The sequence below is a fragment of the Paenibacillus sp. FSL H7-0737 genome, assembly GCF_000758545.1.
In the GTDB taxonomy this organism is placed as follows: domain Bacteria; phylum Bacillota; class Bacilli; order Paenibacillales; family Paenibacillaceae; genus Paenibacillus_AQ.
Map to the genome: position 1 here is coordinate 5,304,860 of NZ_CP009279.1, position 19,639 is coordinate 5,324,498.

Annotated in this window: 18 protein-coding genes; 4 read left to right on the top strand and 14 right to left on the bottom strand. The window is 44.9% G+C overall.

Going from position 1 to position 19,639, the window contains the following annotated elements:
* Positions 1–182 precede the first annotated feature (182 nt).
* Positions 183–1,496 carry a uracil permease gene (uraA, locus tag H70737_RS23205; RefSeq protein WP_042191101.1) on the top strand — a complete coding sequence of 438 codons (1,314 nt, stop codon included), beginning with the start codon at positions 183–185 and terminating at the stop codon, positions 1,494–1,496.
* Positions 1,497–1,703: 207 nt separating this feature from the next.
* On the opposite strand, the gene H70737_RS23210 is transcribed toward uraA, so the two are convergent.
* From H70737_RS23210 to H70737_RS23235, 6 genes are all read right to left on the bottom strand, one after another.
* Positions 1,704–2,222, bottom strand: coding sequence for an adenine phosphoribosyltransferase (locus H70737_RS23210; protein ID WP_042191103.1), 519 nt, complete (start codon positions 2,220–2,222; stop codon positions 1,704–1,706).
* Positions 2,223–2,320: 98 nt separating this feature from the next.
* A complete protein-coding gene (recJ, locus tag H70737_RS23215; protein WP_042191106.1) occupies positions 2,321–4,723 on the bottom strand; it encodes a single-stranded-DNA-specific exonuclease RecJ in 2,403 nt (800 codons plus the stop codon).
* Between the two features lie 29 nt (positions 4,724–4,752).
* Positions 4,753–5,703: a cation diffusion facilitator family transporter gene (locus H70737_RS23220; protein WP_042191108.1), complete on the bottom strand. Its 951-nt coding sequence runs from the start codon at positions 5,701–5,703 to the stop codon at positions 4,753–4,755.
* 165 nt (positions 5,704–5,868) lie between these two features.
* Entirely contained in the window at positions 5,869–6,768 is a 900-nt protein-coding gene (gene secF, locus H70737_RS23225) for a protein translocase subunit SecF (protein ID WP_042191110.1), read from the bottom strand.
* Complete coding sequence (gene secD / locus H70737_RS23230) at positions 6,758–8,008, bottom strand: protein translocase subunit SecD (RefSeq protein ID WP_042191112.1); 1,251 nt, start codon at positions 8,006–8,008, stop codon at positions 6,758–6,760. The genes secF and secD overlap by 11 nt, the downstream gene beginning before the upstream one ends.
* A 227-nt stretch (positions 8,009–8,235) precedes the next feature.
* Positions 8,236–8,487 (bottom strand): post-transcriptional regulator, encoded by a 252-nt coding sequence (locus H70737_RS23235; RefSeq protein WP_042191115.1) that lies wholly within the window; start codon positions 8,485–8,487, stop codon positions 8,236–8,238.
* A 196-nt stretch (positions 8,488–8,683) separates the two neighbouring features.
* Between H70737_RS23235 and spoVB the strand changes: the two genes are divergently transcribed.
* Positions 8,684–10,279, top strand: coding sequence for a stage V sporulation protein B (spoVB, locus tag H70737_RS23240; protein ID WP_042191117.1), 1,596 nt, complete (start codon positions 8,684–8,686; stop codon positions 10,277–10,279).
* A 5-nt stretch (positions 10,280–10,284) separates the two neighbouring features.
* Here the strand turns inward: spoVB and H70737_RS23245 are convergent, their stop codons facing one another.
* Positions 10,285–11,049 carry a YetF domain-containing protein gene (locus tag H70737_RS23245; RefSeq protein WP_042191118.1) on the bottom strand — a complete coding sequence of 255 codons (765 nt, stop codon included), beginning with the start codon at positions 11,047–11,049 and terminating at the stop codon, positions 10,285–10,287.
* Positions 11,050–11,274: 225 nt separating this feature from the next.
* On the opposite strand from H70737_RS23245, the gene H70737_RS23250 reads away from it, so the two are divergent.
* The gene (locus H70737_RS23250) at positions 11,275–11,667 is read left to right on the top strand and encodes a TIGR04086 family membrane protein (RefSeq protein ID WP_042191121.1); all 393 of its coding nucleotides are present in this window, start codon (positions 11,275–11,277) and stop codon (positions 11,665–11,667) included.
* 95 nt (positions 11,668–11,762) lie between these two features.
* Complete coding sequence (locus H70737_RS23255; protein ID WP_231573339.1) at positions 11,763–12,602, top strand: phosphatase PAP2 family protein; 840 nt, start codon at positions 11,763–11,765, stop codon at positions 12,600–12,602.
* A gap of 94 nt (positions 12,603–12,696) precedes the next feature.
* Here the strand turns inward: H70737_RS23255 and yajC are convergent, their stop codons facing one another.
* From yajC to ruvC, 7 genes are read right to left on the bottom strand one after another with little or no spacing between them, the layout of a single operon-like run.
* Complete coding sequence (gene yajC / locus H70737_RS23260) at positions 12,697–13,005, bottom strand: preprotein translocase subunit YajC (protein WP_042191123.1); 309 nt, start codon at positions 13,003–13,005, stop codon at positions 12,697–12,699.
* A gap of 49 nt (positions 13,006–13,054) precedes the next feature.
* Positions 13,055–14,191 (bottom strand): tRNA guanosine(34) transglycosylase Tgt, encoded by a 1,137-nt coding sequence (tgt, locus tag H70737_RS23265; RefSeq protein ID WP_042130504.1) that lies wholly within the window; start codon positions 14,189–14,191, stop codon positions 13,055–13,057.
* 21 nt (positions 14,192–14,212) lie between these two features.
* A complete protein-coding gene (gene queA / locus H70737_RS23270) occupies positions 14,213–15,241 on the bottom strand; it encodes a tRNA preQ1(34) S-adenosylmethionine ribosyltransferase-isomerase QueA (protein WP_042191125.1) in 1,029 nt (342 codons plus the stop codon).
* Positions 15,242–15,250: 9 nt separating this feature from the next.
* Positions 15,251–17,353, bottom strand: coding sequence for a SpoIID/LytB domain-containing protein (locus H70737_RS23275; RefSeq protein ID WP_081951184.1), 2,103 nt, complete (start codon positions 17,351–17,353; stop codon positions 15,251–15,253).
* A 32-nt stretch (positions 17,354–17,385) separates the two neighbouring features.
* The gene (ruvB, locus tag H70737_RS23280) at positions 17,386–18,393 is read right to left on the bottom strand and encodes a Holliday junction branch migration DNA helicase RuvB (protein ID WP_042191128.1); all 1,008 of its coding nucleotides are present in this window, start codon (positions 18,391–18,393) and stop codon (positions 17,386–17,388) included.
* A gap of 36 nt (positions 18,394–18,429) precedes the next feature.
* Positions 18,430–19,047 carry a Holliday junction branch migration protein RuvA gene (gene ruvA, locus H70737_RS23285; RefSeq protein WP_042191130.1) on the bottom strand — a complete coding sequence of 206 codons (618 nt, stop codon included), beginning with the start codon at positions 19,045–19,047 and terminating at the stop codon, positions 18,430–18,432.
* Positions 19,044–19,547 (bottom strand): crossover junction endodeoxyribonuclease RuvC, encoded by a 504-nt coding sequence (gene ruvC / locus H70737_RS23290; protein ID WP_036677679.1) that lies wholly within the window; start codon positions 19,545–19,547, stop codon positions 19,044–19,046. The genes ruvA and ruvC overlap by 4 nt, the downstream gene beginning before the upstream one ends.
* Positions 19,548–19,639: the final 92 nt, after the last annotated feature.

Below are 19,639 nucleotides of genomic sequence, written 5' to 3' on the forward strand. Positions count from 1 at the left end.
ACGAGGGATTACGTCAACACTTGCCATCTCATGGTATTCAAGAAGTAAAAGTTATGAAAATCGGACAAATTAATAACACTTGTGAAAATGTTGTTGTAAAAATGTCCAGTTCTATTTAATCTAGTAAAGGCGGATTTTCGCTGGACAACATCATATCCATTAAGAAAGAGGAGTGAACTCCATTGCAACGCGAAATTCAAGTTAATGAAAAACTTCCATGGGGCCCCGGTTTTCTGTTAAGCCTACAGCATTTGTTCGCCATGTTTGGCAGTACAGTGCTAGTGCCTAACTTGTTCGGGGTTGACCCTGGCATGATTTTGCTGATGAACGGTATCGGCACACTGCTATACATTTGGATTTGCCGTGGTAAAATACCTGCCTACCTTGGCTCCAGCTTTGCATTTATCGCACCCGTATTATCAGTGCTTGCTGATCATAAAGATGATCATATGAAAGGGTACTCGCTTGCTTTGGGCGCTTTCATCATCACAGGTGTTATCTTTGTGCTCGTTGCTTTGATCATCCGTTATGCAGGAACAAAATGGATCGATGTTGTCTTCCCTCCAGCAGTAATGGGAGCTATCGTAGCAACGATCGGACTTGAACTTGTGCCTGTTGCCGCGCGAATGGCAGGACTTATTGCCCCTGAAGGTGTTGCAGTTGCAGACTGGACTCCAGATGGCAAAGCAATCACACTTTCTATGGTGACACTGGGCGTAACCGTAATTGGAGCTGTACTCTTCCGCGGTTTCCCAAAAATCATTCACATCCTCATCGGTATCGTAACTGGTTATGGTTTAGCTTATATTATGAAAATGGTGGATACCGCTGCAATATCTAATGCAAATTTTTTAGCGCACCCTACCATTGTTACTCCATCCTTCGATTGGAATGTAATCCTGACTATCATCCCAGTATCGCTAGTAGTAATCGTTGAACATATCGGACACTTACTTGTAACTAGCAATATTGTTGGCAGAGACTTGGCTAAAGATCCTGGACTTGACCGCTCCCTGATGGGGAACGGGATATCTACAATTATCTCCGGTTTTATCGGTTCTACTCCAAATACAACCTACGGTGAGAATATCGGGGTTATGGCATTAACTAAAGTTTATTCTGTATATGTGATCGGTGGCGCAGCAGTGATTGCAATTCTGCTATCGTTCTCAGGTACTTTTTCCTCCGTTATCGCTAATATCCCAACACCTGTAATGGGCGGCGTATCACTACTGTTGTTCGGTGTAATTGCCGCATCCGGTCTGCGAATCTTCGTAGAGCAAAAAGTTGATTTTTCCAAAGCCACTAACATGATTATGGCTACGTTGGTGCTTGTTGTCGGAATTAGTGGTACAACCCTTACTATGGGTAGCGTAAAACTCAGTGGTATGGCTCTAGCTACGATTGTTGGTATCGTTCTAGCCCTATTCTTCAAACTCATTGAAGTTCTTGGACTGTCTAATGAAGGTGGAGAAAGCGATAAAGCTGCTCACTAATTTATTTATGAATTAATAATTCAAAAAGACTGCTCCAGATCCATTTTATGGATTGGGCAGTCTTTTTTCGTATCTCTTTTGACCAAAAAATCGAAAAACAGCAACCCTCCGCTAGTAGTGACAGAGAATTGCTGTTGTTTGCACTTTTTCACATTATTCGATAAATAAATCCCGATTTATTTCCCGGGAAAAGACAAGTTTATCGTATTAATCTTCGTAATCAACTAATGTAATAACTTCAATTCCAGAAAGCTTATTACGTCCAGCAAGCTCAACCAATTCAATCAAAAACGCTGCGCCTACCACTTTACCACCAAGCTGCTCCACAAGGTTAACTGAAGTAGCTATAGTACCTCCTGTTGCTAACAAATCATCAGCAATCAATACATTTTGTCCAGGCTTAATGGCATCCGTGTGAACAGCAAGTGTGTCTTTACCATATTCAAGATCATATCCAACCTCGATAGTCTCATACGGCAGTTTACCACTCTTTCGAATCGGCACAAAGCCTACGCCCAATGCATAAGCAAGAGGTGCACCAACTACAAAACCACGTGCTTCCGGTCCAGCGATCACATCGATTTCTAAGTGGGATACAAGAGCTTTCAAGGCATCAATTGCCTGGCGATATGCATCACCGTCTTTTAACAAGGTGGTGATATCTTTAAAACTAATACCTTCTTTTGGGAAATCAGGAATCACGCGAATACTATCTTTAAAATCCAAATTTTTCATCTCCTAAAAGTTTTGTTAGCATATGCTACTTTGAGTCCGGTTCGACAAAACTTACTTCGTAAGCGTCTGCTTTGTTTTGTTTAGTGTCTTTATGATACGCCTAAACGGCGTGATAACATCCAATCCTGCAGTTCAGACAAGCTACCTTCCATGAAGTACTGCTCCATTTCCGCCATCTGCCCCAGTCTGACAAAATGTCTTGATGCTGTAAGGCTTTTAGCTGTAGGCTGCGTAATAAAGGTCACACTTCCGTGACTTCTTTCGATAAAATCCAGCTCCTCGAACACATCTAGCATATTACTAAGCATTCGAATACTTAATGAGGATTGTCGACTTAGCCGCAGCAGCACTTCATGTTCTGGCGTTGCAACAGCAGTGATCGAAGCCAGCAGTTTATAGAGTATTTTAAAATGATCCCGTGTCGGAATGATAAGTCGTTCTCGGCCATCCTTTATAGAATGCAATAACGCAATATTATCAGCATTAGGAAAAGCCTTCAGTAACGCGTCTAGTTGTTCAGGAGTCTCTGGCATATCCAGTAAACATAACAGTGAGACATGCCCTGATTCCTGAATCGAATCATCCTTAATAGCGGCGCTAATGCCAGCTTCTTTATCATATACCCAGAAGGACATTCCTATCAATTCAGTCTGTGAAGACATACGTCCACTCTGAAACACTGCTGCAGCACGATATGGGCCAGCACCGCTATAGGGAAGCAGCAGCTCTCTAATATGTGCAGCCTGCCGTACAGCGTCAGCAGCACCACGAAGATCAAATAATTGAGCATCCTGAACTGATAAATCCTGTAGCATCAACTGTGGTTTCCTCGAGCCATTCCATTCGTTGATCGACAGTTCAGCCAGCACATTGATCGGGGTGCCCACAGGGAGCAGCTTAGCCAAATCCCCTTTACCAAAAGCCAAGGCTTCGATCGTACTCTTACCCTGTTGCAAGACGATCTTCAAGTGTTTTCCGTCTTGCCCCATGGTGCGTGTCTCTTTCACTGTAGCCCCGCGAATGATGAACTTTGGCAATGGATTCGACATCCCGAAAGGTGCAAGCCTTTCCAATTCAAGCGCGGTCTGTAGGGACAAATCGGAAATCGACACTTCTGCATCAGCAGAAGTAACAGGAACGAAATGCTCCGGTGTTAACACAGTAGCAGCGTATTCATTTAATGCCGCAGCGAAGGCTTCTAAGCCGTCCCGATGCAGACTCATTCCCGCAGCTGCTGGATGACCACCGAAATGATCCATTAAGTTAGAACAAGAGGATAAGGCCGCATATATATCAAGTCCAGGAATAGAGCGGGCAGAACCTTTGCACATGCCGGTCTCCGGATGAATATCCAGAATAATTACAGGTCGATAGTAACGCTCCAGCAGTTTGGAAGCCACTATGCCTACCACACCCACATTCCAACCTTGTTCAGCAAGGACTATGATGTCTGGTATTTCTCCACCCTGAGTCATCTGCTCCAGTTTTGCAGTGGCCTCCACTACAATTCTTTCTACGACCAATTGGCGTTCTTTATTAAGCAGATCAAGCTCCCCAGCCAGTTGCTCTGCCTCATCAGTATGCTCGGTTGTAAGCAACGCCACTGCCCGTCCAGCATGATCCAGACGACCACTCGCATTGATACGAGGCGCCATTCCAAAAGCGATATTAACCGCGCTCACAGTACTCATGGTTACGCCGCTAACATCGAGTAAGGCACGAATACCTGGGAATCGAGAATTTCGCATACTCACCAAGCCGTTTCGAACAATCTCACGATTCTCACCCAGCAGCGGCATTAAATCCGCTACAGTACCGATAGCAGCTATCTCTGCCCATTCTTCGGGAGTTTCCTCCCCTAGCATAGCCTGGGCGAGCTTATAAGCTACACCTACACCTGCCAATCCTTTGAACGGGTAGGGGCAGTCGGGCAGCTTCGGATTAATCAACGTATAAGCCTCTGGGAGAAGCTCTGGTGGCTCATGGTGATCCGTAACAATCACATCAATCCCGAGTTCATTAGCGTAAGCAATCTGATGATAGGCGCTAATGCCAGTATCTACAGTAATGATCAAGGATACACCCTGCTGTAAAGCCCAATCCAAAGCATGATTATGCAGCCCATAGCCCTCATTAGAACGGTGCGGGATATAAATATCAAAGGAAGCGCCTAAGTAACGCAGCAAATGAATCATTAATGCTGTACTGGACACACCATCGGCGTCGTAATCACCGTAAATCAGAATATGTTCTTCTTCTTTTAAAGCCTTTCTAATTCTGGGAACCGCTTCGGCCATTCCTTTTAGAAGGAACGGATCATGCGGAGCTTCCACACCGCCATCCATGAACGATAGAGCCTCATGTGGCGTATCAATTCCTCTAGTCACTAATAGTGAGGATAAGAGCGGAGAAATAGAAAGGCTCCGGGCCATATCCCTTACGACGTCGGGATCGGCTGCCGGAGATTGCCATCTTGTTTTTGAATAAAGCAATAGCGCTCACCTTTCTCTCACCTTGCGAACTACTGAAGCAGCGTCGGAATATCATTATCCACCAATTCATAATTACTTTTGTATGGATAGCCAGGATCATAAGGAACTACGTCCATATGTACCTCACCAACATGAACAAACCTGTGCTGCAGCAACTTTCTTGCACATTCCGAAATATCCTGTGCTTCCATCACCGTAATACGCGGATTTACACTGATCTTCACTTGCAGATTCACATAATTCCCTTGCTCAAGTGCCTTCAAATGTTCTACACGAATAACACCATGAACACGTTGTACGGTTTCAATAAAATTAGCTGCCTCCTCAGAAGGTAGCTCCTGCGCATTCTTAACACTAACAGTATTAACAATGAGCAAATAACCTTTACGTAGAATTAAGCATCCTGTTAAAAGTGCAGCAATAGGGTCCATATAGAGTAGAGGATGCCAATAGGTACCCCCCATTGATAACGATATCCCAACTAATACTGTGATAGAAGTATACAAACTGAAACGATGACTATTGGCATAAGCAGCATGACTGCCATCACCTATTTTTTTAAAGTACCGATATTGATATTGAAATACAGCTTCTTTAAGTACAATAGATAGTAAGACAGTTACAAGTGCAAGTTCTCCGCGAGTGGATGACTGTCCCTCGGTTAAGTCACGGATTGCAGAGAAGGCGATTTGCAGCCCCCCCATAAGAATTAATACCGAAAAAAGTATAGCTAAAAGCGGCTCCTTATTCCCTCGTCGCTCTTCTATCCGCTGCTTGCTCTTTCTGCTTTGTTCAGAGCGCCATGGGAGAATATCCGCCAATTTAGCTGCAGCATCTGCTCCAGAATATAATGCATCGCCCATTAAAGCCTTGCTACCTGAAATATAGCCAAAACTCCCCTTAGCTACTGCCAAAGTAACATCGCTGATGATCCCTGTCCAAGCAACCGTCTTGCTTTGCGGTGATCGTTCTTTATTCATACGAGGCCCCCCTTACCACTAGCAAGTAATCTCATGATGATACAATACACATGACATACTACCCCAAAGATTTCGAAAGCCGCGTCGCATTTGACGCGGCTTTCTTAAATTATAAAGTTGATGTTTTTTTCATTCAAGTGTAGCCATGTTATTTCTCTAGAGACATTACCCTTTAGCCGGGTTCTTTACCTTTATCTTTTCACGCTTCTTAAGCAGTAGCCAGACCGGACTTGCAATAAAGATAGAGGAGTACGCTCCGAATAGCAATCCGATAACCATCGCAAGCGAGAACATCTTGATGGACTCGCCTCCAAGAATCAACAGGAAGAACGCCGCAATAAATACGGTAAATGCTGTGTAAAGAGAACGCATAAGCGTTTGAGCCACACTCTTATTCACAAGCTCTTTTAAATCCTCATAGGTTTTTTGTTTACCAAAACGCAAATTCTCACGGATACGGTCAAAGATAACGATCGTATCATTGATGGAATAACCGATAATCGTAAGCACCGCAATAATAAACGTCAAATCCACTTCCAAGCGGAAGATGGAGAAGATTGCAACGACCATAAAGGCATCATGGATCAATGAAACAATAGCTGCCAATGCAAACCGCCATTCAAAACGAATACTTACATAAATGATAATCCCTAGACAAGAAATGAGAACCGCATAGATCGCATTGCGTGCAAGTTCTTTAGACATTTCAGTATCCACGGTGTTAATCTCAAACGATGCTTTTTCGTCCAGCTTCAAGATCTCTGCTTTAAGAGCTTCATCTTGTTGCTCATCGAGCACTTGATCATAACGAACGTTAACCCGTTCACTTCCTATCGTAATGCTTGGCTCACTTGAAATCCCAGTTTTTTCAACTGCTGAATTAACCTCTTCCAATGTCAAATTCTTAGACAGAGAGATATCAACATTAGATCCCGCTTTGAAATCAACGCTGTAATTCAATCCAAAGGTTGCTAGGAAAATCAAACCTGCCACTGTAAGGGCGATAGAAAAAACATAGAAAAATTTACTCAAATGTACGAAATCAAGCTCTTTCTTAAAGCGCACGAATATCACTCTCCTTAACACCGAAACTCTTCGGTTTGTTCAGCTTACCCGCTTTAACAAGCTGGCTAAGCAACCAGTGGGAGAAATAAAGATTCGTAGCGATACTCAGAACGATTTCCACGATCAGTACCAATGCGAAACCTTTGACTGCACCTGTACCGAAGGCGAACATGACACCTGCCACAATAACAGTTGTGACATTGGAGTCCATTACTGTCCGGAAAGAGGATTTATTACCTGCTTTAACAGAGGAAAGTACACTTTTACCACTGCGCATTTCTTCTCTTATCCGTTCATTTGTAATGATATTGGCATCGACGGCCATCCCTATACCCAGAATAAATGCGGCTATACCAGGCAACGTCAATGTGAAGTCAGCTAAGACAAAGACTACAATTAGCAGCCATGTATGCAAGATCAGCGCAAAACTAGCCAAGAGACCTGGCAAGCGATACATACCGATCATGAAGATAAGAATAATCAAAGAACCCAAAAGACCGGCTTTGATCGTTTGATCAAGCGATTGTTTACCAAGTGTTGCACCCACACTTTGGGAGTATTTCTCAGTAAGTTTCAGTGGCAACGCACCAAGATTAATAGTGTCAGCCAGTTCACGTGCTTCTTTAATTGTATACTGACCGGAAATAGACGCACTACCATCGGTAAGTACTGCTTGTACCGTAGGATCAGATAGTTTGTTCTCATCCAAATAAATTGCGAGATTCTTTCCTAAGAGGCGTTTGGTAATCTCTGCGAATTTATCCTTGTCCTTTATTTTGATACTGATGATTGGCTGATTCAGGTTATCCCGTCCAACCTCTGCCGCACCTTCAACAAAATCACTACCTACCAGTTCGATCTTGCTGTAAGTACCTTCAGCGTCACCTTCAGCAGCACTACGGAAAGTCAGAACTGCAGGCTCCTTCATCTTCTTACGAACCTCGGCTTCATCAGTAACGCCTGCAATTTTCAGACGAATACGGTCAGTACCTTCAGTTGTAACCTCTGGTTCACTGGTTCCGAGCGCATTGGCCCGTTTTTCCAAACTTTCTGCTGTTTTCAACAGTGAAGCTCGGGACAACGCTGCTCCCGCTTCCATAGGCTCTGCATGGTACAAAATCTCAAATCCGCCTTTCAGGTCAAGACCAAGTCTAACCTTGTCCAGCAGTCCAGGAGTAGTAAATGCCATGACGCCTGTCAAAACGAGCACGGTAATAATAAAGCCCATTAGTCTCTTCATGCTCTAGCTAGTTCCCCTTTCATTCACTCAATATTCCTATTATAGCTACACGTGAAATGACCGTCAATTCACAGCATAGTCATAGCTATACTCACACAAAGAAACGGCCGCCCCTGCACATATCAGCAAGACATCCGTTTATATAGGAGATGTGAAGTTATTATTATTCTCTTACTTTACTGCTTTATAAGGCTTTTCGCAAAGAAAAGAAGCGAGATGTGTATTGTTCAGTTCAACCCCCGATAAGCTGCAAGAGTCAAATAAGTCATGTAACTATTGGCTTTTAAGGAATAAATATCATTTACCAGCTTATGTAAGGGAGGCATTCCGTCCTTATCATAATTACGACTGATACAATCCCAAATATCCTTGCTGGTTACATACTCATAGCCGAGGAGCCGGAATTCTTCAGCTTTGCTGCGGCACATGGCTTCGATTTCTTCACTATGTTGATCATGATTCCACTGTTCCGATTCCACGTGATGACACCTCCAAAGATCGCTCGTGTTCGTATGCTTACCATAGGTATTCGACCCAAGTTCTCTGCTTTCCTCCTTCCGTCACAAAAAGTTACAACTACTAAAACAAGGCATGCCGGGATAGGGGTATAGCATATCCATAAGAATAGACAAGTTGGCCAGCGTTTCATTTCATTTGGGGAAGAAGGCGTGACCTTTGAGGAAACAGAGCTTTATACAAGGAACTTTAATCTTGCTTGCCGCCGGCATCATTAATCGAATGCTTGGATTTATACCCCGAATTGCTTTGCCACGCATCATTGGAGCAGAAGGTGTGGGTCTATATCAGCTCGCGTACCCTTTCTTTATCGTGCTGGCTACTGTTATTACAGGCGGACTTCCCCTAGCAATTGCAAAGATGGTAGCGGAAGCAGAGGGAGAGAACCGCCCTGAGAAATCGCGGCAAATTTTACGGACTGGCCTTACTCTTAGTGTCGGACTAGGAATCTTCTTTACCATTGTTGCGCTGGTCAGTGCTTCATGGGTCTCCAATGTGATCTTAACAGACCACAGAGTTTATTATACTTTTATTGCCATGATCCCAATGATCGCAATTGTTGCTGTATCTGCAATATACCGCGGTTATTTTCAAGGTAGGCAGAACATGATTCCTTCCGCACTTTCTTCAGTTTTTGAGTCTATCGTGCGAATATTTTTTATGCTGTGGTTCTCTTGGCTGCTGTTACCTAAAGGTATCGCTTTTGCAGCTGCAGGGGCGATGCTAGGCGTAACGGTGGGAGAGATTGGCGGAATGTTAGCCATTCTGTGGCAATATTATGTCATCACGAAAAAGGATAAAAAAACACCCCCCATCCAAGAACAGCAAACGATTGAGAAGGAAGTTATACCTCCTGATCCAGATGCCGTACAATCAACTTCCCCCATACTACGGCGTTTATTAGGTGTATCAATTCCTGTTACGGCAAGCCGGCTTGTCGGTTCTTTTTCCTATCTACTGGAATCTATAATTACCGTACGTAGTCTTGCACTAGCCGGAATCGCAACAGCCGCCGCGACTGCTCAATATGGGTCTTTACAGGGAATGGTTATCCCCTTACTGTTGCTTCCAGGTGCGTTAACTTCCTCTCTCGCAGTGTCTTTGGTTCCCTCCTTATCCGAGGCTGCCGCGAGAAAGGACTTGCCTACCATTCACAAACGAATGCACCAAGCTCTTCGACTCGCTCTTGTAACAGGGGCTCCCTTTGCTGTTCTTATGTATGTACTGGCAGTCCCACTATGCAACTTGTTATACGGAAATCCGGACACCGCTCCTATGCTAAAACTAATGGCCCCTTTCGCTTTGTTCATCTATGTTCAAGCCCCCTTACAAGCTGCACTTCAAGCTATGGACAGACCGGGAAGGGCACTCATCAATACTCTTATTGGGGCAGTAGTCAAAATCATTCTGATTGTTATATTAGCTTCACAACCAGAATACGGAATCTACGGCGCAATCATCGCCATTATTGTGAACAGCGTTCTTGTTACTCTACTGCACGGGTACAGCGTAGTCAGTCTAATTTCATTATCCTTACGAATAACCGATACCATTAAGACCTTATGTGCAATGATCATTATGGGAGCAGGCGTGCGTTATGTATACATCTCCATTCCCATTGCAGAAGCACAATGGATTCAATTTTTATTTGCCTCTGCGATAGGAATGGCCCTGTACTTCGGTCTCAGTCTATTAGCTGGCCTAATTTCCCTTCGTGATTTGGATCGACTGCCTTTCATTAAGCGTTGGCTTTAGAATGGTTATCGATTATCCAAACGGTCAACATAAACTCGGCCTTTATGGTCTATGGAGCAAAGAAATACATCCCGAAAATCTGATACACCCTTTTGGCGGATCTGTGTTCTTAACCAGAACCTTGTTTTTCCTATCATCTCTAAATTATGATCCTGGACCTTTCCATCCATAATCAATGGAATAGGAAGCCCTTCATATCTGATTTTGTTCTTTGGCAGTTTAACTTTCTGACTGCTTACATCTGCATCCTCATCGGTCTTATTATTCTCAGCAACTGAACTGCTATTGCCTGTTTGATTGGAAGATGAAAGTCCTTTGTCTTTCTCGAAAACGGTAAGCTGTCCACTGGGCTCCAGAATCGCAAATTCCACATCAGCAGGACTGGCGATGTTCTGACCACGCAATTGCTGCAATAGATCATCAATATTGTACCTTTGTTTACGCATCTCTCCCCGGTGCAGCTTGCCTCCAGAAATAAGTATGCTCGGTTTACCGTCCATTAACAGCCGAATCTTTCTACTCTTAAGACTGAGCTGAGCAACCACAACTTGAATGATAACCAGTGTGGCCATCGGAACCAGACCTTCGTAAATCGGGCGATTAATATCCTCAATCACAAAAACAGCAATCTCAGCAATCATAATTGAGATCGTTAGATCAAATACAGATAGCTTACCGATTTCCCTCTTCCCCATGATACGCATGCACAGGAATATGAAGAAATACATCAGCACGGTCAAGAAAATATGGGTAGTGATATGCTGGGACATATAGCTTCGCTCCCCTCCACTCTCACCCGCAGACTTGTTTTCTCGGGCGGATTAATGTAACCCTATTCTGACCGCTCAGCACAGGGAACATTCGGAAGCTCACATATTAATTAATGGTAAAAAGGCTACAATGCCCATTCTTGTACTATTGGGGCAAGCCTTCCCATACAATGAATAATAACTTATGTAGATTATTTTTCTAAAAAAACTTTAGGAGGTTGTACCATGTATTTAATCCGGCGCCTGTTCTCATGGAGAATAGCCAATCCTGTATTGTCTGGCCTATGTCGATCATTCCTTTGGATGCTGCTTGGCGCGTTTGTCCTCTCTCTTTTATTATGGGGCAGCGGTCTGAAGGAGCAGGATCTCTCAATGTACACTTATATAGTGCACGGCATAGCCGCAGCATTCGGAGGACTAACCGCCGGTCGCAGAGCCACGAACAAAGGCTGGTATCAAGGAAGTCTTACAGGAATCTTTTACGGGATTATCGTTCTGTTAATTGGATTTCTGGCACTGGATAGCTCACCCTCTGGTGTTGACCTTCTTTGGGTTCTAGCTGCGGCAGCAATTGGTGCACTTGGCGGAATGTTTGGGGTTAATTTACAGAAAAGCTAAAATTATTATTCCATAAAATTCGAAACATTCCTTGGAAATATGTTAAACTGTGATCATCTGACTTCATAAAGAGAATCAAGGAGGCTTCGAATGCTTTGTTTTACCAATCAATGAATCATATTGTTTTGTACACAGTTGCATTAGTAGTGATATTAGTATGGATTGGCGCTCGTCGAAATCCAATCATGGCATTAGTTGAAATCGGAAAAGAGATGCTGCGATCCTACAAGTTTTTGCTACTGATGGTAGGCATGTTTGGTGTACTGGTCTTGAATAAATACGAACTACAAATTGAAGAAAAAATGCATCTTACCTCAGACTATACATCATTTATATTTGGGCTAGAGGGGCATTTTGTCCAAGCTGTTCAGGATATATTCTATAGTCCATGGCTAACGCCTATCATAGTTTTCTTCTACATTTTCATGCTTCAATCTGTACTAGCAGCTTCTCTAGGTGTCTATCTGTTAGATAAGAACCGTGTGATGCTGTACGCTACCTGCTATGCTATTATCATTAACTATGCTGTAGCAATTCCATTCTACCTATACTTCCCTGTAAATGAGGTATGGTCCTATGTACCTGCAGGCGTTAGATTTACTATGCTGGATGTATTTCCGAAGTTTGAGCAAGAGTACCGCCCTCTATCCGGTCTCAACAACTGCTTCCCGAGTCTACATACGTCCATTTCCGTTACGATGGCATTACTGGCATTCCGTTCAGGAAACCGCCGGTGGATGGTCATTACGAGTATTTCCGCAGTCGTAATCGTCTTTGGTATATTCTATCTGGGCATTCATTGGCTTACAGATATGATAGGCGGCACTCTGCTAGCAGTCCTAGCTTCAACAGTTGGTGTACAGCTTGCCAAATTAACCTTACGGGGACGTGAAGAATCGCTCACCGTTCGCAGCCGAATAACGGATATGCGTTAAACCCATAGATCACGATGAAAGATGAACATCAAAAAAGCGGTGTCATTCTCTTAATGAGAAGACACCGCTTTTTATGTACTTTTAAATAACGAAACTATACTTTCTCCTCCACGTCCGTGGCAACGGAGTGACTAATGGAACCGCGATCAAAGGTCAGTTTAGTTACATCATTGACCCGTAGAACCACGATATCATCGGAAATCTCCATGATCGTACCGTGAAGACCACCAATAGTAACGATTTTATCGCCCTTTTTCAGAGACTTCAACATTGCATTACGTGTTTTGGTCTTCTTCTGTTGCGGACGAATCAGCAAGAAGTAGAATACTACAAACATAAGTACGAATGGACCTACAAGACCCAGTATACTACCTCCGCCTGTTGCTGCTGCATATTGAAACATATTTCTCCCCCCTTTCAAAGCACATTAAAACATGGACCTCAACGAAGCTTTAGAAGCCTTTAAGATTATCATATAATCCGTATTTAGCAAAAAACTCATCGCGAAAATCAAGCAGCCGATCTTCCTTGATGGCTTCGCGCACTTTACGCATCAAATCCAACAGGAAGTGCAAGTTATGGTATGTCGTCAATCTAAGTCCGAAGGTTTCATCGGCTTTGATTAGATGGCGCAAATAAGCGCGGGAATAATTCCGGCATGTATAGCAGTTGCACTCCGGATCAAGCGGCCCAAAATCGCGGGCATACTTTGCGTTGCGTACAACGAGTCTTCCCTGACTGGTCATCGTTGTTCCATTACGAGCAATACGGGTAGGCAGAACACAGTCGAACATGTCCACTCCCCGGATTGAACCTTCCAACAGCGCATCCGGTGAACCAACGCCCATCAAATAGCGAGGTTTGCCTTGTGGCAGCAGGGGAACTGTATAATCCAGCACTTCATACATTAGCTGCTTGGACTCTCCGACGCTGAGCCCTCCAATAGCATACCCCGGGAAATCCATGGAAGTCAAATCTGCCGCGCTCTGACGGCGAAGATCCTCATACATACCTCCTTGAACGATAGCGAACAGCCCTTGATCATTCGGGCGAGCATGACTTTTCAGGCAACGTTCTGCCCAGCGTGTTGTACGCTCCAATGATTTTTTCACGTAGTCATATTCCGCTGGGAATGGAGGACACTCATCGAATGCCATCATGATATCAGAGCCAAGTGCGTTCTGAACTTCCATAGCTACTTCAGGAGACAAGAACTTCTTATCCCCATTTAGATGGGAACGGAAATGAACGCCTTCTTCGGTAATCTTGCGCATGTCACTAAGCGAGAATACTTGAAATCCGCCGCTATCCGTTAGAATGGGACGGTCCCAGTTCATGAACTTGTGCAGTCCGCCTGCTTCACGAACAATATCATGGCCAGGTCTCAGGAACAAATGGTACGTATTGCTCAAAATAATATGAGCATCCATCTCTTTCAGTTCTTCAGGACTCATTGTCTTGACTGTAGCTTGTGTGCCGACTGGCATAAATGCAGGTGTCTCAATCACACCATGTGGAGTATGGACTCTTCCAAGTCTTGCTCCGGATTGTTTGCACGTTTTGATGTGCTCATAAGTAATTGCTGCCATAAGTTAACCCATCCTCTTACCTTAGTAAATAAACATTGCATCTCCAAAGCTAAAAAACCGGTATTTCTGCTCTATCGCTTCTTCATAAGCAGCTAGAATATGTTCCCGACCTGCCAAAGCACTAACCAACATCACCAAAGTAGACTTCGGCAAATGAAAATTAGTAATTAACGCATTAACTACACTAAACTTATAGCCCGGATAGATGAAAATATCCGTCCAGCCACTACATTCCACTAGCGGACCGCCTTCGCATTGTCTTCCGACTGTTTCAAGTGTCCGACAAGAAGTTGTCCCTACCGCTATAATGCGACCACCTTGTTCCTTGGTAGCATTTATAGTATCTGCTGTTTCTTGAGACATTACAAAATACTCTGAATGCATAACATGCTCTTCAACCTTCTCAACAGACATCGGACGGAACGTTCCGAGACCTACATGAAGTGTAATATAAGCAATATTCACACCCTTGGCTTCAATCTGATCCAACAGTTCTTTGGTAAAATGAAGCCCTGCTGTAGGAGCAGCAGCTGATCCCTCATGCTTAGCATAAACGGTCTGATATCGTTCCCGATCATCGAGTGTTTCCTTAATATAAGGAGGCAGTGGCATTGTTCCCAGCCTGTCCAGAATCTCCTGAAAAATACCCTGATAAATGAACCGAAGCGTTCGTCCACCCATATCAGCCTCGTCCTCAATAACAGCACGAAGCTCATCACTAAAGATGATAACCGCTCCTGTCTTGAGTTTTTTACCTGGCTTTACAAGAGCTTCCCAACGATCGTCTCCCAGATTCTTAAGGAGAAGCACTTCAGCTTTAGCCCCCGTATCTTCTTTAGCCCCAAACAATCTGGCAGGAATGACTCTCGTATCATTCAGAACAAGCGTATCTCCCGGTTGAAAATAATTAATAATATCGGTAAAATGCCGGTGAGCCAGCTCCCCATCCTCCTTATTTACTAAGAGCAGTCTAGAAGAGCTACGGTCAGAGAGTGGTGTCTGGGCAATTAATTCTTCCGGTAAATGAAAATCATATGCGTCTACATTCATGGTCTGTCTTCATTCCTTAACTATAGTAACGTTCTGATAATAGTGTTGCAATATCTGCTTGTAATCATACCCGCTGTCAGCCATGCCTTTCACGCCCCATTGCGACATGCCTAGACCATGACCGTATCCTTGGCCAATGAACAGAAAGCCCGAACTGTTAGTAATCGCTCTGGCTGAGGAATCCCCACCCATCACTACAGTTCCACTACCGTTCACATTAACCTTACCTGATGCAGAGAGTACACCTGCGCTCTGTGAACTTCCAATCGTGCTGGTAGCACCGTCAGCGCCTAATACAGTATAACTTCCGGCTGGTACAATATCAAACAATGTACTTGGCAATCCATTGAACGCAGAACGGAACATATCAGGATATTTCACATCCAGTGCCTGACCATTTGCTTTCACCTGAATCGCTCTTCCAGAAGGGCCGCGCTGAGTGACCTGCAGATTAAGGATGCTAGAAGGAAGCGCGCTAGTTGTTTTACCCTGCAAGCTTTTTAGAAGGTCGGCAGAGGTGTATGGCCCTTTGATCCAGCTATAACTACCGGACTCATAGACTTTGTCTAGAACAACAGCATTCTCGCCTGGATTCAGCTTACCTACCGCACTTACACTACTTTCAACAGCAGGAAGCGGGCGTACATTGACATCTTTAGTGGTGGCTGTCGCTATATCCAGTCCCGCTGCAGTTTTATTTCCTGTCAATTTAATGTTATCCTCACGTGCGTATCCAGAGGTGCCATTAGCGAGCAGTAAATAATACCACTTCTTAGCGGTCGCGGTAGCTGCGACATCCTCTTTGCTGGGAACGCTGGCAAATGCATCTCCACCATTGCCCCATACCTCTGATGGATCAGAGGTTACTCCGCCACTGTTCGAGGAGAACACAGCCTCTATAACTTTACCACCGCTCATCAATACTTCACCGGCAGTAGCATCCACTGCCTTAATAATAACTGGAGCCTCTGATCCGATTCCGTTATATACCTGACTCAATGTAGAATCTACTACATTCGCTACTTCGAAACGGTTGCCTTGCGCCATTGCATAGCTTCGGGCCGCGACAGCCTGAGCCTTTAGAGCTTCATCCGGCCAGCTGGAGGAAACCTCTCCTCCAACCACTGCATACAAATATTGTTCCAGTGGCACTTCATTGATAACCGCTAGGGAACCTCTCAAATTACTTAGTTCCATATTTCCACGGTAGGTACGCTTGGATCTTTCTTCGAGCTGAATTCCAGCCTCACTGCCAACGGCCAAAAATTTAGCTTCATTTCCGGAAACCATATAATGATTAGCCTGTGTCTCGCTGCTAAGGTCCAGCCCAGCATCCAGACGCATGATTAACCCAGGTGAAGTTGCAGCAGACATAGCAAGCTGTGGCAATGCTGCAGACACTGCGGTCTGAACAGCACCCAAATCTTTGTCGTTCGCAGCTTCGCCTACCCATACCTCAAACTGAGCACTGCCATCACTTCCTGAGAGAAACACCTTCCAGGCATCAAAACCAGCAGCTGTAATACTACTCAGAGCAGTATCAGCTTCTTGTTCCGAAGAATAGCGACCCGCCGATAAATGCTTGTCCCCTTTCACCGCAGGGGTTTGATCAGCAGTAATGCCGAGTCCTGCCTTTACTACACGGGTAAGCCCATCCTTGGCAGCAGCTTCACTGGCATAGACACCTGTATACAATTGATATACATTGGTTCCATTTCTAGAAATCATATAAATTTGAGGCTTATCAGAGGTGGACTGAAGCTTTTTAGCCGCATCGGCAGCTGTTTTCCAGCTTGAAGTCTCCATTACCTTTACTCTATAACCATCCACACTAACACGAATTCTGCTCTGGGCAGGCACCGATAACAAAGGAGTGCTCCCTGGTTGGTTTGACATCAAAGTGAAGCTTTGTGTCGATAACATAGTTACTACTGGCACGGTAGATTTATATTTACTACCAATATCGGCATAAAGGGCAACTCTTATCGTACTATTAGAATCGGCATGACTGGCACCCGCAGGGATCAAGAGACTTCCCACAGCAATCGCAGCTGCTAGCAATCCTTTGCTTAGTGGAGCTATTCCTCTCCATTTCATCTTCGTATGCTTCATCCAGCATCCTCCTTTTAAATGTAGTTACTGACTCAATGCTGCTCCGGAGGGAGCGGAAGGCCTAAGTGATGATAAGCGGCCGGGGTTACAATTCTTCCACGAGGGCTCCTCTGCAAGAATCCTATCTGCAGCAGGTAGGGCTCATAAACATCCTCAATCGTCTGACTCTCCTCACCAATTGTAGCAGCAATCGTATCCAGTCCTACAGGACCGCCACGAAAGCTTGAGATCATCGCTCTTAACATCTTGTGGTCGATGCTGTCCAGCCCACGTGGATCCACTTGTAGCATCTTCAGGGCTTCCCCAGAAATCTCAGGGGTTATAATCCCATCGCCGCGCACTTGAGCAAAATCACGGACTCGCTTCAATAGTCGGTTCGCAATCCGCGGCGTTCCACGGGAACGAAGCGCTATCTCTTCCGCCGCATCTCCGACAATCTCAATCCCTAAAAGATCTGCATTTCGAGCAACAATGAAGCTTAGCTCATCTATGGTATAGAACTCCAAGCGGCTGACCACTCCGAAACGATCACGTAGTGGCGCTGACAGCAGGCCAGCACGGGTGGTAGCACCTATAAGTGTGAAAGGCGGCAAATCCAAGCGTACCGAACGGGCACTTGGCCCTTTGCCGATCATGATGTCCAGCGCGAAGTCCTCCATCGCCGGATACATAACCTCCTCCACCGTCCGGTGTAAGCGGTGAATTTCATCGATGAACAGCACGTCGCCTTCCTGCAGGTTCGTCAGCAGGGCGGCTAAATCTCCCGGCCGCTCTATAGCAGGACCGGAAGTTGTTCGTAAATTCACACCCAGCTCATTGGCGATAATGTTTGCGAGTGTTGTTTTACCGAGACCTGGAGGCCCGTAGAGCAGCACATGATCCAGCGCTTCACTTCTCATTTTGGCCGCTTCGATATATATTTTCAGGTTTTCTTTTACCTGATTCTGTCCGATATATTCTCCCAGATAACGAGGGCGTAAACTTAATTCTACGGCTTGCTCGTCCATCATCAAATTAGCGGATATAATCCGGTCATCCATTCCTATCGCTCCCTTTCTTCAAGGATGTGTTCGGCTTTACTTAGCAATATATAATAGCCCAAGTGCTTTCTTCATCAACACATCTACAGTCCCTGTCTCTGCGCCCTCTTTTTTCATAGCGAGCCACACACGGTCCAATTCACTTTCGGTATAACCTAATCCCTTAAGGGCATCCCTAGCCTCTTGCCAAGCTAACCCATCCGATGCTTCTTCCATTGGAACTGCAAATAATCCCGTTTGCATGGAAGCCATACTGAGTCCGTCCAGCTTGTCCTTCAAATCTAGGATCATCCGCTGCGCCGTCTTCTTGCCAATGCCCGGCAGTTTCGTTAAGAAGGTTATATTCTCTTGGTAAATTGCCGAGATCAACTGATCTGGAGTTCCACCTGTCAGTATTCCGAGTGCAACCTTCGGACCGATCCCAGATACCTCAATCAACTTGCGGAACAATTTTTGCTCCTCCCGAGTCGGGAACCCGAACAGAAGCGTCGCATCCTCACGTGTTTGATAATGAATATAGATCGTTACAGGTCCTTCTACTTTAGCAAATGCATAAGGGTTCGGGCAGAACACCCGATATCCTACGCCCTGCACATCCAGCACCACATATTCCGACTCTAAATGAACGACGGGTCCTCTTAAGAAATCTATCATTTTCGCAATACCTCATTTAATTTAGAATTAAGACTGCTCGAATGGGCATGACATACCGCTACCGCGAGTGCATCCGCTACATCATCCGGTTTAGGGATCGCCGATAATTTCAGTAGCAGCTTCACCATTTCCTGTACCTGCCGTTTCTCTGCCTTACCATAACCAACTACAGCCTGCTTCACCATCATAGGTGTATATTCCGAGACGGGTAAGCCACGCTGTACTGCAGCTAATATCGTCACTCCGCGGGCCTGTGCTACTGGCAATGCTGTTGTAACATTACGTGCAAAGAACAACTTCTCTATCGCTACAGCATCAGGTTTATATTTATCAATGAGCTGACCCATGCCTTCATAGACATGCAACAGACGTTCTTCCTCAGGCGTGTGAGCCTCAGTCTGGATACAACCATATTGGACCGGGGTCAACTTATGACCTTCCTTATCCACAAAGCCAAAACCGACAATCGCCAGCCCTGGATCAATTCCCAAAATGCGCAAGCACGATCTCTCCTCTATAACAGGCAGTTTATTCCACCGTTTTCATCCATTACTCCGCTACGAAGCGAACATATGTATTCCTTCAAACCATT

Excerpts from the sequence above, each read along its gene's own strand:
- tgt (WP_042130504.1), bottom strand. The coding sequence starts at position 14,191 with ATGGCAGCAATTACTTATGAGCACATCAAAACGTGCAAACAATCCGGA.
- H70737_RS23250 (WP_042191121.1), top strand. The coding sequence starts at position 11,275 with ATGTATTTAATCCGGCGCCTGTTCTCATGGAGAATAGCCAATCCTGTA.
- H70737_RS23275 (WP_081951184.1), bottom strand. The coding sequence starts at position 17,353 with ATGAAGCATACGAAGATGAAATGGAGAGGAATAGCTCCACTAAGCAAA.
- ruvA (WP_042191130.1), bottom strand. The coding sequence starts at position 19,047 with ATGATAGATTTCTTAAGAGGACCCGTCGTTCATTTAGAGTCGGAATAT.
- yajC (WP_042191123.1), bottom strand. The coding sequence starts at position 13,005 with ATGTTTCAATATGCAGCAGCAACAGGCGGAGGTAGTATACTGGGTCTT.
- H70737_RS23220 (WP_042191108.1), bottom strand. The coding sequence starts at position 5,703 with ATGAATAAAGAACGATCACCGCAAAGCAAGACGGTTGCTTGGACAGGG.
- queA (WP_042191125.1), bottom strand. The coding sequence starts at position 15,241 with ATGAATGTAGACGCATATGATTTTCATTTACCGGAAGAATTAATTGCC.
- ruvB (WP_042191128.1), bottom strand. The coding sequence starts at position 18,393 with ATGGATGACCGGATTATATCCGCTAATTTGATGATGGACGAGCAAGCC.
- H70737_RS23245 (WP_042191118.1), bottom strand. The coding sequence starts at position 11,049 with ATGTCCCAGCATATCACTACCCATATTTTCTTGACCGTGCTGATGTAT.
- secD (WP_042191112.1), bottom strand. The coding sequence starts at position 8,008 with ATGAAGAGACTAATGGGCTTTATTATTACCGTGCTCGTTTTGACAGGC.